Annotated in this window: 16 protein-coding genes; 11 read left to right on the top strand and 5 right to left on the bottom strand. The window is 67.0% G+C overall.

Annotated features, from left to right (window positions below):
• Window position 1: 1 nt before the first annotated feature.
• Both paaI and paaK read left to right on the top strand, forming a co-directional pair.
• The gene (gene paaI, locus GJG85_RS02720; protein ID WP_089488134.1) at window positions 2-454 is read left to right on the top strand and encodes a hydroxyphenylacetyl-CoA thioesterase PaaI; all 453 of its coding nucleotides are present in this window, start codon (window positions 2-4) and stop codon (window positions 452-454) included.
• Window positions 455-492: 38 nt separating this feature from the next.
• Window positions 493-1,791, top strand: coding sequence for a phenylacetate--CoA ligase PaaK (paaK, locus tag GJG85_RS02715; RefSeq protein WP_050013046.1), 1,299 nt, complete (start codon window positions 493-495; stop codon window positions 1,789-1,791).
• A gap of 285 nt (window positions 1,792-2,076) precedes the next feature.
• Here paaK and GJG85_RS02710 read toward each other — a convergent pair whose 3' ends face one another.
• Complete coding sequence (locus tag GJG85_RS02710) at window positions 2,077-3,201, bottom strand: MltA domain-containing protein (protein WP_050013047.1); 1,125 nt, start codon at window positions 3,199-3,201, stop codon at window positions 2,077-2,079.
• Between the two features lie 28 nt (window positions 3,202-3,229).
• Between GJG85_RS02710 and GJG85_RS34920 the strand changes: the two genes are divergently transcribed.
• Window positions 3,230-3,373, top strand: coding sequence for a hypothetical protein (locus tag GJG85_RS34920; RefSeq protein ID WP_235356184.1), 144 nt, complete (start codon window positions 3,230-3,232; stop codon window positions 3,371-3,373).
• 21 nt (window positions 3,374-3,394) lie between these two features.
• On the opposite strand, the gene apaG is transcribed toward GJG85_RS34920, so the two are convergent.
• A complete protein-coding gene (gene apaG, locus GJG85_RS02705) occupies window positions 3,395-3,769 on the bottom strand; it encodes a Co2+/Mg2+ efflux protein ApaG (RefSeq protein ID WP_006477037.1) in 375 nt (124 codons plus the stop codon).
• A 177-nt stretch (window positions 3,770-3,946) separates the two neighbouring features.
• Here apaG and rpe point away from each other — a divergent pair, with 177 nt between their 5' ends.
• From rpe to GJG85_RS02665, 8 genes are all read left to right on the top strand, one after another.
• The gene (rpe, locus tag GJG85_RS02700; protein WP_006482066.1) at window positions 3,947-4,633 is read left to right on the top strand and encodes a ribulose-phosphate 3-epimerase; all 687 of its coding nucleotides are present in this window, start codon (window positions 3,947-3,949) and stop codon (window positions 4,631-4,633) included.
• A gap of 4 nt (window positions 4,634-4,637) precedes the next feature.
• On the top strand, window positions 4,638-5,402 hold the full coding sequence (locus tag GJG85_RS02695; RefSeq protein ID WP_050013048.1) for a phosphoglycolate phosphatase: 765 nt from the start codon (window positions 4,638-4,640) through the stop codon (window positions 5,400-5,402).
• 357 nt (window positions 5,403-5,759) lie between these two features.
• A complete protein-coding gene (gene trpE, locus GJG85_RS02690; protein ID WP_204383649.1) occupies window positions 5,760-7,253 on the top strand; it encodes an anthranilate synthase component I in 1,494 nt (497 codons plus the stop codon).
• A gap of 13 nt (window positions 7,254-7,266) precedes the next feature.
• Window positions 7,267-7,866 carry an aminodeoxychorismate/anthranilate synthase component II gene (locus tag GJG85_RS02685; protein WP_050013050.1) on the top strand — a complete coding sequence of 200 codons (600 nt, stop codon included), beginning with the start codon at window positions 7,267-7,269 and terminating at the stop codon, window positions 7,864-7,866.
• Window positions 7,867-7,879: 13 nt separating this feature from the next.
• Window positions 7,880-8,911 (top strand): anthranilate phosphoribosyltransferase, encoded by a 1,032-nt coding sequence (trpD, locus tag GJG85_RS02680; protein ID WP_204383647.1) that lies wholly within the window; start codon window positions 7,880-7,882, stop codon window positions 8,909-8,911.
• Window positions 8,912-8,939: 28 nt separating this feature from the next.
• Window positions 8,940-9,725: an indole-3-glycerol phosphate synthase TrpC gene (gene trpC, locus GJG85_RS02675; protein WP_006477043.1), complete on the top strand. Its 786-nt coding sequence runs from the start codon at window positions 8,940-8,942 to the stop codon at window positions 9,723-9,725.
• A complete protein-coding gene (locus GJG85_RS02670; protein WP_011546533.1) occupies window positions 9,725-10,351 on the top strand; it encodes a CYTH domain-containing protein in 627 nt (208 codons plus the stop codon). The genes trpC and GJG85_RS02670 overlap by 1 nt, the downstream gene beginning before the upstream one ends.
• Window positions 10,352-10,364: 13 nt before the next feature.
• Complete coding sequence (locus GJG85_RS02665) at window positions 10,365-11,288, top strand: uracil-DNA glycosylase (RefSeq protein ID WP_050013051.1); 924 nt, start codon at window positions 10,365-10,367, stop codon at window positions 11,286-11,288.
• A gap of 119 nt (window positions 11,289-11,407) precedes the next feature.
• On the opposite strand, the gene GJG85_RS02660 is transcribed toward GJG85_RS02665, so the two are convergent.
• The 3 genes from GJG85_RS02660 to GJG85_RS02650 form a co-directional block, all read right to left on the bottom strand.
• On the bottom strand, window positions 11,408-12,004 hold the full coding sequence (locus tag GJG85_RS02660; protein ID WP_050013052.1) for an NAD(P)H-dependent oxidoreductase: 597 nt from the start codon (window positions 12,002-12,004) through the stop codon (window positions 11,408-11,410).
• 148 nt (window positions 12,005-12,152) lie between these two features.
• Window positions 12,153-13,955: a PDZ domain-containing protein gene (locus tag GJG85_RS02655; protein WP_204383646.1), complete on the bottom strand. Its 1,803-nt coding sequence runs from the start codon at window positions 13,953-13,955 to the stop codon at window positions 12,153-12,155.
• Window positions 13,956-14,060: 105 nt separating this feature from the next.
• On the bottom strand, window positions 14,061-14,789 hold the full coding sequence (locus GJG85_RS02650; protein ID WP_069619489.1) for a DsbC family protein: 729 nt from the start codon (window positions 14,787-14,789) through the stop codon (window positions 14,061-14,063).
• Between the last annotated feature and the right edge of the window lie 74 nt (window positions 14,790-14,863).

Genomic DNA, 14,863 nt, shown 5'->3' with positions numbered 1-14,863 from the left:
CATGACGAACGCCACCGCCACGCTCGATCCCGATTCGCTCGCCCGCGCCACCGCTCAGGCCATGTACGACGCCGATGCCTGCAGCCGCGCGTTCGGCATGGAGATCGCCGAAGTCCGCGCCGGCTACGCCCGCCTGCAGATGCGCGTGCGACCCGAATTCCTGAACGGGCACCAGACCTGTCACGGCGGGATCATCTTCACGCTCGCCGATTCGACGTTCGCGTTCGCGTGCAACTCGTACAACGTGAATGCGGTCGCGGCCGGCTGCTCGATCGAATTCCTGCGCCCCGTGCACGGCGACGACATGCTGACGGCCGAGGCGATCGAACAGGCGCGTGCCGGCCGCCACGGCATCTACGACATCCGCGTCACGAACCAGACAGGCGACACCGTCGCGATGTTTCGCGGCAAATCCGCCCAGATCAAGGGCACGGTCATCCCGGAAGACCGCTGACGTCGACGGCGCGCCCATAACAAACACTGGAGACATGCATGACTACCCCGCTACCGCTCGAGCCGATCGAGACCGCCTCACGCGACGAGCTGACCGCGCTGCAGCTCGAACGCCTCAAATGGTCGCTCCGGCATGCGTATGACCACTCGCCCGTCTATCGCCGCAAGTTCGACGAAGCGGGCGTGCATCCGGACGACCTGAAGACGCTCGCCGACCTGTCGCGCTTCCCGTTCACGACCAAGGGCGACCTGCGCGACAGCTATCCGTTCGGGATGTTCGCGGTGCCGCAGGACCAGATCTCGCGCATCCATGCGTCGTCGGGTACGACCGGCAAGCCGACGGTCGTCGGCTATACGGCCGCCGACATCGACACGTGGGCGAATCTCGTCGCGCGCTCGATCCGCGCGGCCGGTGCGCGCCGCGGCGACAAGGTGCACGTCAGCTACGGCTATGGCCTCTTCACGGGCGGGCTTGGCGCACATTACGGTGCCGAACGCGCGGGCCTCACCGTGATCCCGTTCGGCGGCGGGCAGACCGAAAAGCAGGTGCAGCTGATCCAGGACTTCCGGCCCGACATCATCATGGTCACGCCAAGCTACATGCTGTCGATCGCCGACGAGATCGAGCGCCAGGGCCTCGATCCCGTGCAGAGTTCGCTGCGCATCGGCATCTTCGGCGCGGAGCCGTGGACCAACGACATGCGCGTCGCCATCGAACAGCGGATGGGGATCGACGCGGTCGACATCTACGGGCTGTCCGAAGTGATGGGCCCGGGCGTCGCGTCCGAATGCGTGGAGACCAAGGACGGCCCGACCATCTGGGAAGACCATTTCTATCCGGAAATCATCGACCCCGAAACCGGCGAAGTGCTGCCGGACGGCGAACTCGGCGAGCTCGTGTTCACGTCGCTGACGAAGGAAGCGCTGCCGATCGTCCGCTACCGCACCCGTGACCTCACGCGCCTGTTGCCAGGCACCGCCCGGACGATGCGCCGGATGGAGAAGATCACCGGCCGGTCGGACGACATGATGATCGTGCGCGGCGTCAACGTGTTCCCGACGCAAATCGAGGAGCAGTTGCTCAAGCAGCGCGCGCTCGCGCCGCACTATCAGATCGTGCTGACGAAGGAAGGCCCGCTCGACGTGTTGACGCTCAACGTCGAGCCCTGTCCGGAGACCGCGCCCGATACCGCGGCGATCCAGGCGGCAAAACAGGCGCTCGCGTACGACATCAAGTCGCTGATCGGCGTGACGGCCATGATCAACGTGCTGCCCGTGAACGGCATCGAGCGCTCGGTCGGCAAGGCGCGCCGCGTCATCGACAAACGCAAGGGCTGAGGTCACCCCGCCGCGCAGGCGACCGGCGCGAACGTCGCGTACTCGCCGCACGCACGCCGCGCAACGGCGAAGCCGTGCCTGCAAACGAAACAGCCCGGTCGGCCAATGCCGATCGGGCTGTTTTACGCCAAAGCGTCGTTCGACGTGACACGCACGGCATCACGCGAACCGAAATCACATGGGCACACCGGCGATCAAACCGGCATGCGCGTCACGCATGAGACGCGCCACGAATGCCGAATCTTGTGCACGGGCCACCCTCCGGACAACCCGCGCCGCGCCCAATCACGAATTCGGGAACAACAGCCACATCCGGCCGACCTGCTTCATCCGGCCAGCCTGGTCGCCCGCGTCGTCGCCGAGCCCCCAGAAATAGTCCGCCCGCACGCCGCCCTTGATCGCCGAGCCCGTATCCTGCGCGAACACGAGCCGGTTCATCGGCGTATTCGTCAGCGGACGCGTGGTCTGCAGGAACACCGGCGTGCCGAGCGGGATCGACGACGGATCGACCGCGATCGAGCGCTCCGGCGTCAGCGGCACGCCGAGCGCGCCGATCGGACCGTCGGCGCCGCCGTGCGGCGCATCCTCCTTGGTCGGCATGTCGCGGAAGAACACGAAGCGCGGATTCGTGTCGAGCAGCGCGTCGACGCGCGTCGGGTTCGCCTTCGCCCAGGCCTTGATGCCCTGCATCGTCGCCTGCGCGGGCGTCAGCTCGCCGCGATCGAGCAGCCACTTGCCGATCGAACGGTACGGCTGGTTGTTGGTGCCGCCGAAGCCGACCCGCATCACCGAACCGTCGTCGAGCAGCACGCGCCCCGAGCCCTGCACCTGCAGGAAGAATGCCTCGATCGGATCGTCGACCCATACGAGCTCGTTGCCGTTCAGGATGCCGGCGCGCTCGAGCTGCGCGCGTGCCGGCAGCGCGGCGCCCGCGCGATAGCCGGCCGGCCAGCGATAGAGCGCGTACTGATACGGACCGCGGCGTACGCGCGAACCGTGCAGCAGCGGCTCGTAATAGCCGGTCACGAGCCCGTCGAGCGTACCGTCGGTGTTCGCGAACTGGAACGGCGTGAAATACGTTTCGAAGAAACTGCGGGCGCTGCTGACGTCGAGCTCGTCGAGCCGGTCGGCGGCCGCGCAAGCGCGCGCCCAGGCCGGCTGGCGCGCGAGCCGCGCGCAGTTCTGCCGCAGCGCGGCCGTCGCGCCGATCAGCGAATCGTCCTGCCAGCCCGGCACCTGCTGCCACGCGACCGGCGTGAGCCGCTTCGCGGCGACCTGCCCCGGCACGACCGCCGCACCGGTCGGCGGCTTCAGCGCGGAGGTCCGCGTCGGCGCGCCGCCGCACGCGGCGAGCAGCGCCGCAGCAGCAGCCGCAGCCATCCACCCGGCCAGCCGGGGCCCAAACCACATACAATGTCCGTTCTTGATGGAAACCGCCATGTCAGATTTTCTCGACCAATATCCGATGCTCATCTTCGCGCTCGAAGCCTTCGTCGCGCTTGCCCTGCTGATCTTCATCGTCGTGTGGACGTCGTCGGGCAGAAAGAAGCAGGCCCGCCGCGACGACCGCCAGCCGCGCTGACGCACACTGCACACCGCACGCTCAATGCAGCGTGCGCGGCATGTGCAGCGCGAACTCGTCGACCGGCGCCTCGAAACGCTCGCCGTCCTCCGCCACGCAGAAGTACGCGCCGCGCATCGTGCCGACCGGCGTCGCGATCACGGCCCAGCTCGTGTATTCGAAATGCTCGCCCGGCTGCAGCAGCGGCTGGTGCCCGACGACGCCGAGCCCCTTCACTTCCTGCACGTGGCTCTCGCTGTCCGTGATGATCCAGTGACGCGCGATCAGCTGCGCCGCGACCTGCCCGGTATTGCGGATCGTCAGCGTGTACGCGAATGCGTATTGACGGTGATCGGGGTCGGATTGTTCCGGCAAGTAGCTGGTTTTCACCGAAACGGTGAACTGATACTGACTCATGGTGTGTCCGCTGTAGGTAACCGCGCGCGCCGACTCGAGCGGCCGGGCCGCGGGCGCGCCGCATTGGTTCGGCATTCTATGCGCATTCGGGCCGCCACCGCACGGCCTGCCGCCGCGCAGCGGGTCGCCGGACGGTAGAATGACGGTTTTGCGCCGCAACGTCCCCGCTCCCCTGTCATGACTCAATTCCGCATCGCTCCCAGCATCCTGTCGGCCGACTTTGCACGGCTCGGCGAAGAAGTCCGCAACGTGGTCGCCGCCGGCGCCGACTGGATTCACTTCGACGTGATGGACAATCATTATGTGCCGAACCTGACGATCGGCCCGCTCGTCTGCGAGGCGATCCGCCCGCACGTGCAGGTGCCGATCGACGTGCACCTGATGGTGCGCCCGGTCGACCGGATCGTGCCCGATTTCGCGAAGGCCGGCGCGAACCTGATCAGCTTCCACCCGGAGGGCTCCGACCACATCGACCGCACGCTGTCGCTGATCCGCGACCATGGCTGCAAGGCCGGCCTCGTGTTCAATCCGGCCACGCCGCTGAACTACCTCGACCACGTGATGGATCGCCTCGACTTCGTGCTGCTGATGTCGGTCAACCCCGGCTTCGGCGGCCAGTCGTTCATCCCGGAAACGCTGAACAAGCTGCGCGAGGCGCGCGCCCGCATCGACGCGTACACCGAACGCACGGGCCGCGAGATCCTGCTCGAAGTCGACGGCGGCGTGAAGGCCGACAATATCGCGGAAATCGCGGCGGCCGGCGCGGACACGTTCGTCGCGGGTTCGGCGATCTTCGGCAAGCCCGACTATCGCAAGGTGATCGACGAGATGCGCGCGGCGCTCGCGACCGTCGAGCGGAGCTGACGCCGTGGCCGACTCGTCGTTCGCCGGCCACGCGCCGGCCGGAGCCGCCGCGGACGCTGCGCCGATCCGCTTCGCCGCGCCGCGCATCGATGCGGCGCTGATCGACCTCGACGGCACGATGGTCGACACGGCCGACGATTTCACGGCCGGCCTGAACGGGATGCTCGCGCAGCTCGGCGCGCCGGCCACGTCGCGCGACGAAGTGATCGGCTATGTCGGCAAAGGCTCCGAACACCTGATCCACAGCGTGCTGAAGCCGCGCTTCCCGGCCGACGAAGCGCACGCGCGCTTCGACGACGCACTGGCGATCTACCAGACCGAATACGCGAAGATCAACGGTCGCCACACGCGTCTCTATCCGGACGTGGCGGCCGGCCTCGACGCATTGCGCGCGGCCGGCATCCGGCTCGCGTGCGTGACCAATAAGCCGCACCGCTTCGCAGTCGAGCTGCTCGAGCAATACAGGCTGGCCGGCTGCTTCGGCATCGTGCTGGGCGGCGACAGCGTCGCACGCAAGAAGCCCGATCCGCTGCCGATGCTGACGGCCTGCGACGCGCTCGGCGTCGCGCCGGACGCCGCGGTCGCGATCGGCGACTCGGAAAACGACGCGCTGGCGGGCCGCGCGGCCGGGATGGCGACACTGACGGTGCCGTACGGCTACAACCACGGCAAAGCTATACAAACGATAAATTCGGATGGTATAGTCGATTCGTTGCTGGTCGCGGCTCGCGCAATTTCCGCGCACAACGCCGGCCGGCCAACCGTCTGATTATTTCTTCCATCCGCATGTTTCTGAATAAAAAACGGAGTCTGAGCAGCATCGACCGGGGAGCCTGGCCCTGGCGTCGCTGGTCGCGCTGACCTCTTCGATGAGGTACGCTGAAGCACGTCTTCAGCGCCGTTTTTTATCTCGCTGCGCATCCGCGCGCCGATCGTCGCACCACCTCGAGTTCCACCGTGTCCGAACGCTTGCGTTCAGGATCGGCCGCAGGCTCGCGACGTTCACGCCCGGAGTGCCGGCCGGCAACAGGCACTTCTCGATCGACCGCCCTTTCGCCGACGGCCACCCGCGCAGCGTCAAATGATCCCTGGCGCACGCGCCGCTCGTCCCGAACAGGACCGGAACATGACCGAACTCGAATTCCAATCGCTCGCGAACGAAGGCTACAACCGCATCCCGCTGATCGCGGAAGCCCTCGCCGATCTCGAAACGCCGCTGTCCCTCTACCTGAAGCTGGCCCAGCCCGAACGCGCGGGCGCCAACTCGTTCCTGCTCGAATCGGTGGTCGGCGGCGAACGTTTCGGCCGCTATTCGTTCATCGGCCTGCCCGCCCGCACGCTCGTGCGCACCCGCAACGGCGTGTCGCAAGTGGTGCGCGACGGCCAGGTTGTCGAGACGCATGACGGCGACCCATTCCAGTTCATCGAATCGTTCCAGGCGCGCTTCAAGGTCGCGCAGCGGCCGGGCCTGCCGCGGTTCTGCGGCGGCCTCGCCGGCTACTTCGGCTACGACGCGGTGCGCTACATCGAGAAGAAGCTCGCGAACACCGCGCCGCGCGACGATCTCGGCCTGCCCGACATCCAGTTGCTGCTGACCGAGGAAGTCGCGGTGATCGACAACCTCGCCGGCAAGCTCTACCTGATCATCTACGCGGACCCGGGCCAACCCGAAGCGTATGCGAAGGCGAAACACCGCCTGCGCGAACTGAAGCAGCGCCTGCGCACGACCGTGCAGCCGCCCGTCACGTCGGCGAGCGTGCGCACCGAGACGTTCCGCGAGTTCAAGAAGGACGATTATCTGGCCGCCGTGCGCCAGGCGAAGGAATACATCGCGGCCGGCGAGCTGATGCAGATCCAGGTCGGCCAGCGCCTGACGAAACCATACCGCGACAATCCGCTGTCGCTGTATCGCGCGCTGCGTTCGCTGAACCCGTCGCCGTACATGTACTACTACAACTTCGGCGATTTCCACGTGGTCGGCGCATCGCCGGAAATCCTCGTGCGCCAGGAAAAGCGCGGCGAAGACCAGATCGTCACGATTCGCCCGCTCGCCGGCACGCGCCCGCGCGGCAACACGCCCGAGCGCGATGCGGAACTCGCGACCGAACTGCTCAACGATCCGAAGGAGATCGCCGAGCACGTGATGCTGATCGATCTCGCGCGCAACGACGTCGGCCGCATCGCGGAGATCGGTTCGGTGCAGGTGACCGACAAGATGGTGATCGAGAAGTACTCGCACGTGCAGCACATCGTCAGCTCGGTCGAAGGCAAGCTGAAGCCCGGCATGACGAACTACGACGTGCTGCGCGCGACGTTCCCGGCCGGCACGCTGTCCGGCGCGCCGAAGGTGCGCGCGATGGAACTGATCGACGAGCTCGAGCCGGTCAAGCGCGGGCTGTACGGCGGTGCGGTCGGCTACCTGTCGTTCTCCGGCGAGATGGATCTCGCGATCGCGATCCGCACGGGCCTGATCCACAACGGCAACCTGTACGTGCAAGCGGCGGCCGGCGTCGTCGCGGACTCGGTGCCCGAATCCGAATGGCAAGAGACCGAGAACAAGGCGCGCGCGGTGCTGCGTGCGGCCGAACAGGTCCAGGACGGCCTCGATAGCGACTTCTGACCGGAGACTGACCATGCTGCTCATGATCGACAACTACGACTCGTTTACCTACAACCTGGTCCAGTACTTCGGCGAACTCGGGGAGGACGTGCGCACCTACCGCAACGACGAAATCACGCTCGACGACATCGCGCGCCTGAACCCCGACACGATCTGCCTGTCGCCCGGCCCGAGCAATCCGCAGCACGCGGGCATCACGCTCGACGTGCTGCGCGAATTCTCGGGCCGGAAGCCGATCCTCGGCGTCTGCCTCGGCCACCAGGCGATCGGCGAAGCGTTCGGCGGCCGCGTCGTGCGCGCGAAGACCATCATGCACGGCAAGGTGAGCCGGATCGAAACCGACTGCCGCGGCGTGTTCGCCGATCTGCCGAAGCATTTCGACGTGACGCGCTATCACTCGCTCGCGATCGAGCGCGAATCGCTGCCGGACTGCCTCGAGGTGTCCGCGTGGACCGACGACGGCGAGATCATGGGCGTGCGCCACAAGACGCTGCCGGTCGAAGGCGTGCAGTTCCACCCGGAATCGATCCTGTCCGAGCATGGCCATGCGCTGCTCGAGAATTTCCTGAAGCAAAACCGCGCAGCGGCCCATGCCGCCGCACCGGCTGCCTGACGGGAGACGCACGATGACGATTACCCCGCAGGAAGCGCTGCAACGCACGATCGAGCACCGCGAGATCTTCCACGACGAAATGCTGCATCTGATGCGGCTGATCATGCGCGGCGACCTGTCGCCGGTGATGGCGGCCGCGATCATCACCGGGCTGCGCGTGAAGAAGGAGACGATCGGCGAGATCGCCGCCGCCGCGACCGTGATGCGCGAATTCGCGAACCACGTCGAAGTGCAGGACAACTCGAATTTCGTCGACATCGTCGGCACCGGCGGCGACGGCTCGCACACGTTCAACATCTCGACCGCGTCGATGTTCGTCACGGCGGCCGCGGGCGCGAAGGTCGCGAAGCACGGCAACCGCGGCGTATCGAGCAAGTCCGGCAGCGCCGACGTGCTCGAGGCGCTCGGCGTGAACATCGACCTGGAGTCGGACCAGGTCGCCGCATCGATCGCCGAAACCGGCATGGGCTTCATGTTCGCGCCGAACCATCACCCGGCGATGAAGAACATCGCGGCCGTGCGCCGCGAGCTCGGCGTGCGCACAATCTTCAACATCCTCGGCCCGCTGACCAATCCGGCCGGCGCGCCGAACCAGCTGATGGGCGTGTTCCACGCCGACCTCGTCGGCATCCAGGTGCGCGTGATGCAGCGTCTCGGCGCGCAGCACGTGCTCGTCGTGTACGGCAAGGACGGCATGGATGAGGTATCGCTCGGCGCCGCGACGCTCGTCGGCGAATTGCGCGACGGCAAGGTGCACGAATACGAGATCCATCCGGAGGACTTCGGCCTGCAGATGGTGTCGAATCGCACGCTGAAGGTGGAAAATGCGGACGAATCGCGCACGATGCTGCTCGGCGCGCTGGACAACCAGCCGGGCGTCGCACGCGAGATCGTCACGCTGAACGCGGGCACCGCGCTCTACGCGGCCAATATCGCCGAGTCGATCGCGGACGGCATCCAGCTCGCCCGCGAAGCGATCGCGAGCGGCAAAGCCCGCGCGAAGGTCGACGAACTCGTGCGCTTCACGCAGCAGTTCAAGCGCTGACCCTCTTACGAATCCAGCAGGAACCCCTATGAGCGACATTCTCGACCGAATCATCGCCGTCAAGCGCGAAGAAATCGCGGCGGCGCTGCGCAGCACGCCGCTCGAGGCACTGAAACTCGAAGCGTCCGCGCGCGACCTGCGCGACTTCGTCGGTGCGCTGCGCGCGAAGCACGCGGCCGGCAACGCCGCCGTGATCGCCGAAATCAAGAAGGCCAGCCCGTCGAAAGGCGTGCTGCGCGAGCATTTCGTGCCGGCCGACATCGCACGCTCGTATGCGGCGCACGGCGCCGCGTGCCTGTCGGTGCTGACCGACGAGCAGTTCTTCCAGGGCGGCGTCCGCTACCTCGAGGAAGCGCGCGCGGCCTGCACGCTGCCGGTGCTGCGCAAGGACTTCATCGTCGACGCGTACCAGATCGTCGAAGCCCGCGCGATGGGCGCCGACGCGATCCTGCTGATCGCCGCCGCGCTCGACACGCCGCTGATGCAGGATCTGGAAGCCTATGCGCACTCGCTCGGCCTCGCGGTGCTGGTCGAAGTGCACGACCGCCACGAGATGGAACAGGCGCTGACGCTGAAGACGCCGCTGCTCGGTATCAACAACCGCAACCTGCGCACGTTCGAGACGTCGATCCAGACCACGCTCGACATGCTCGACATGATTCCGGCGGATCGCATCGTCGTGACCGAATCGGGCATCCTGTCGCGCACCGACGTCGACACGATGCGCGCGGCGAACGTGAACACGTTCCTCGTCGGCGAAGCGTTCATGCGCGCCGAGCAGCCGGGCGAGGAACTCGCACGGATGTTCTTCTGATGGCGATCGAACAGGAAATCAAGCTCGCGCTGCCGGCCGGCCAGGCCGATGCCGCGCGCCGCTTCTTCGAGACGCTGACCGGTGAACCCGGTCGCGCGATCACGCTAGCGAACGTCTATTACGACACGCCCGATCTCGCGCTCGCGCGCTCGAAGAGCGCGGTGCGCGTGCGCCGCACGCCGGACGGCTGGCTGCAGACGTTCAAGACGGTCGGCAGCGCGGAAGGCGGCCTGCATAGCCGCCACGAGTGGGAACTGCCGGTCGCGGGCGACGCGCTCGAAATCGACGCGCTCGTCGCGGCCTGCGACGTGCCGGAAGCCGCCGCCGCGCTGAATGACGCAGCCGGCGCGCTGCATGCGCTGTTCCGCACGGATTTTTCGCGTACGCTGTGGCGCATCGCCATCGGCGGCGCAACCGTCGAGGCCGCGGTAGACCTCGGCGAGATCGTCGTCCAGGCGGAACACGAAACGCGCCGCGAACCGATCAGCGAAATCGAACTCGAACTGATCGACGGCCCGGAAACGGCGCTCGCGACGCTCGCCGCCGAACTGCAGCAGGCGCTGCCGGGCCTCGTTCCCGAAAACATCAGCAAGGCGCAGCGCGGCTACCGGCTGCGCGCGCAATAAACACGCATCACGCATGGCAACCCGCAAGACTTCCCGCGCGCCGCAACAGGCGTCGCTGTTCGACGATCCCGTGCCGGAAACGGCACCGGCCGATATTCCGTCCGCGGCTTCCGAGCCGCCTGCCGCTCGGCGCAAACCCGCAAAGAAAACCGCCGCACCGGCGGCCGTGCCCGAACCGGCCCCGGCCGCCTCGGCACCGCGGCCCGTTGCCACCGACGTACCGCATCTCGCCGCGCAATTCGACGCGCTGCCGGCCGTCTGGCGCGACGTGCTGAAACCGTTCACCGACAGCGACGCGTACGCGCCGCTGTGCCGCTTCGTCGACGAAGAGCGCGCCGCCGGCAAGACGGTCTACCCGACCGACGTGTTCCGCGCGCTGCGCCTGACGCATCCCGACGACGTGAAGGTCGTGATCCTCGGTCAGGATCCGTACCACGGCGACGACCGCGGCACGCCGCAGGCGCACGGCCTCGCGTTCTCGGTGCCGCCGGCCGTCCGCACGCCGCCGTCGCTGCGCAACATCTTCAAGGAAATCGCCGCGAACTTCGGTCACGACACGCCGCGTCACGGCTGCCTCGACACGTGGGCGCGCCAGGGCGTGCTGCTGCTCAACACCGTGTTGACGGTCGAGCGCGGCGCGGCCGCGAGCCATGCGAAGCGCGGCTGGGAACAATGCACGGACACGCTGATCCGCGAGCTCGCCGGCCGCCATCGTGGGCTCGTATTCATGCTGTGGGGCGCGCATGCGCAGGCCAAGCGCGCGCTGTTCGACGCGAACGCGCATTGCGTGCTCGAGGCGCCGCATCCGTCGCCGTTGTCCGCGCACCGCGGCTTCCTCGGTTGCCGCCATTTCGCGCTCGCGAACGACTACCTGGTCGATGCCGGCCGCGAACCGATCGACTGGCGCCTGCCGGACGTGGCCGAAACGCTCGCGTAACGGCCTCGGCGGCGAGTTCGCCGGCCGAATGCAAAAACGCCGCGTCCCTTTCGTGAAGGGCGCGGCGTTTTTTATCGGGTGACGCAGCGGGTGCGTGGCACCCGCGTCGACCTGGCGCGTTACGCGGCGGCGATCGCTTCGCGTGCGCCGGCCAGCGCGGCGCTCTGCGCGTCCGGGCCGAGGTTCAGGCCTTCCGCGTGGATGAAGCTCACGTCGGTCAGGCCGATGAAGCCGAGGAACGTGCGCAGGTACGGGGTCTGGCTGTCGTTCGGCGTACCCAGGTACTTGCCGCCACGGGCCGTCACGACGTGAACCTTCTTGCCCTTGATCAGGCCTTCCGGACCGTTCTCGGTGTAGCGGAACGTGACGCCTGCGCGGGCGATCCAGTCGAAATACGTCTTCAGTTGCGACGAGATGCCGAAGTTGTACATCGGCGCGCCGATCACGATGATGTCGGCGGCTTGCAGCTCGGCGATCAGTGCATCGCTCTTCGCGACGATCGCATTCTGTTCCGCGGTGCGCTGGTCGGCCGGCGTGAAGAACGCACCCAGCACCGATTCGTCGAGGTGCGGCAGCGCATCGGCGAGCAGGTCGCGAACCACGACGTTCGCGCCGGGGTTCGATTGTTGCAGCTTTGCCGTCAGTTCGTTGGCCAGCAGCGTGGATTGCGCGCCTTGCGAACGCGCAGCGGAATTGATTTGCAGAATGGTCGTCATGTCAGGCTCCGGGTGGGGTTGCGCTTCGGTAGCGCGAGTGACGCCATTGTGCGTGGCCATATGACGGCGAAAAAGCGGGTTCAGGGCGACGGATTGTTGCAACAGCAGAACAATCCTTGATCGCGCCCCGCTACCCGCTTTCGTACGCTTACCCCTTCAGCCACGCTTCGCGGGCCTTCGTGGCCGCGGCCGGCTTCGCGGCCGCCGTCAGCCGGTAGCGCGTGATGTCCGGCCCGTCGAGCTTCAGTTTCGCGGTGCGCAGCTCGTCGCGGCGGAACGCGTGAACCTCGACCTTGTCGCCCGGCCGGTAGCGGGCGAGCAGCGCATCGAGGTTCGTGCCCGTCACGCGCAGCCCGTCGACCGCGATCAGCGTGTCGCCGGCCGACAATCCCGCGCGATGCGCGGCGCCGCCTTCGTAGACCGCCGCCAACGTGCAGTCCGCGCCGCCGCGCAGGCGCGCGCCGATCGTCGGCTTCGCGGCCGCGCCGAGCGCGACGTCGGGGGCCAGCGTCACGCCGAACGGCGCGAGCAGTTCGGCGAGCGGCAGGTCGCGCGTGCCGTGCACGGCGTCGGCGAACAGGCGGCCGAGCGCGACGCCTGTCGCTTCCTCGATCAGCGTCTCGACTTCGTTTTCCTCCACGCCCGCCTGCTTGCCGCCGCGATAGAAATCGCGGCCGTAGCGCTGCCACAGCATGCGCATCACGTCGTCGAGCGACTTCCGGTTGCGCGTCTGTGCGCGGATCGCGAGATCGAACGCGAGCGCAACGAGCGAGCCCTTCGTGTAATAGCTGACGATCGCGTTGGTCGCGTTCTCGTCCTGGCGGTAGTACTTGATCCATGCGTCGAACGAGCTGTCCGCGACGCTCTGCTTGAGCCGGCCCGTGCCGCGCAGCACGCCGCCGATCGTGCGGCCGAGCGCCGCGAAATAGTCGTCCTGCGACATCAGCCCGCTGCGAACCAGCATCAGGTCGTCGTAATACGACGTGAAGCCTTCGAACAGCCACAGCAGCGACGTGTAGTTCTCGCGCGTGAGGTCATACGGCACGAACGCCGCCGGTTTGATGCGCTTCACGTTCCACGTATGGAAGTACTCGTGGCTGCAGAGGCCGAGATACGTGCGATAGCCTTCCGTCGTTTCCGGGCGCCCCTTCACCGGCAAGTCGGTCCGGTTGCAGATCAGCGCGGTCGACGCACGATGCTCGAGGCCGCCGTAGCCGTCGCTGACCGCGAGCGTCATGAACACGTAGCGATCCATCGGCGCCTTCTTCGACTTCGGCTCGAACAGCGCGATCTGCGCTTCGCATACGCGCTTCAGATCGGTACGCAGCCGCTCCAGGTCGAGCTGCGTCACGCGCCCGGCGATCACGATATCGTGCGGCACGCCGTGCGCGTCGAACGTCGCGAGCGCGAATTCGCCGATCGTCACCGGATGGTCGGACAGCTCGTCGTAGTTCGCCGCGCGATACGCGCCGAAACCGTAGCGCCTGGTGCCGCGCGCCTCGGGCAGCGACGTGCCGACGCGCCACGTGCGGAACGCCGGGTCGGCCGGTTTCGCGATATCGACTTCGCACGGCGCCGCCTCGCGGCCGGCGACGCTCAGGAATACGGCCGTCGCGTTGAAGAAGCCGCCCGAATCGTCGAGATACGCGGAGCGCACCGACAGGTCCCACGCATAGACGTCGTAGCGCAGCGTCAGCGCGCCGCTGACGGGCGCGGCCTGCCACGTGTGCTTGTCGGTCTTCGCGATGCGCACCTTGCGGCCCGCGTCGCTGAACGCATGCAGCGTCACGATGTTGCGCGCGAACTCGCGCACGAGATAGCTGCCCGGAATCCATACCGGCAGCGAGAAGCGCTGGCCTTCGGGATCGGGATCGGCAACCGTCACAGTCACTTCGAACAGGTGCGCGGCAAGATCTTTCGGGACAATCGAATAGCGGATCGGCTGGGTCATCGTGGCAATCGGTCGGTCGAATACGGCGGCGAAAACGAAGAGAGGCGCCGGCAGATCATGCGGGCGCCCCTCGCTGGCCGGGCCATGCGCCCGGCGTGCAGTCGGTTACTTGCTCGAGGCGAGCGCCTGGTTGAGCTGGTCGGCCGATACCGCGCCCGGCAGGCGGCGGCCATCCGGCAGGAAGATCGTCGGCGTGCCCGTGACGTTCATCCCGCGGCCGAGCGCGAGGTTCTTGTCGAGCGCGGTGGTGTCGCACGTGCCGGCGCCGGACGGCGCGCGGTGGTCGAGCATCCAGCTTTCCCACGTCTTCGCGCGGTCGGTCGCGCACCAGATCGCCTTCGACTTCGCGGTCGAATCCGGCGACAGCACCGGGTACAGGAACGTGTAGACGGTCACGTTGTCGACCGACTGCAGCGTCGTCTCGAGCTTCTTGCAGTACGGGCAGTTCGGATCGGAGAACACCGCGATCTTGCGGGCGCCGTTGCCCTTGACGACCTTGATTGCATTCGCGAACGGCAGGCTCGCGAAGTCGATCTTGTTGATTTCGGACAGGCGGGCGTCGGTCAGGTTCTTGTGCGACTTGGTGTCGACGAGATCGCCGAGCAGCACGTAGTCGCCTGCCGCGTCGCTATAGATGATCTGCGAGCCGAGGTTCACTTCGTAAAGGCCTGCAACCGGCGATTTCGACACGCTCTTGATCGGCGCGTCGTTGCCGAGACGGGCTTGCAGCGTGGCCTTCAGCTTGTCGGTGGTCTGGTCGGCCTGCGCGGTGCAGCCCAGCGTCGCCATCGTGACGGCCAGCGCCAGCGATGCGATGCGGATCGTTTTTTTCATCGAAATCTTCCTTCAGCTCAATCGGAGTGCACGGCACAGTGTACGCCGTTATGGAACCGTCTCCGACCCGCGCT

The organism is Burkholderia sp. MS389, from assembly GCF_016899425.1.
GTDB lineage: Bacteria > Pseudomonadota > Gammaproteobacteria > Burkholderiales > Burkholderiaceae > Burkholderia > Burkholderia sola.
This window is presented reverse-complemented; position numbering and strand designations above follow the sequence as displayed.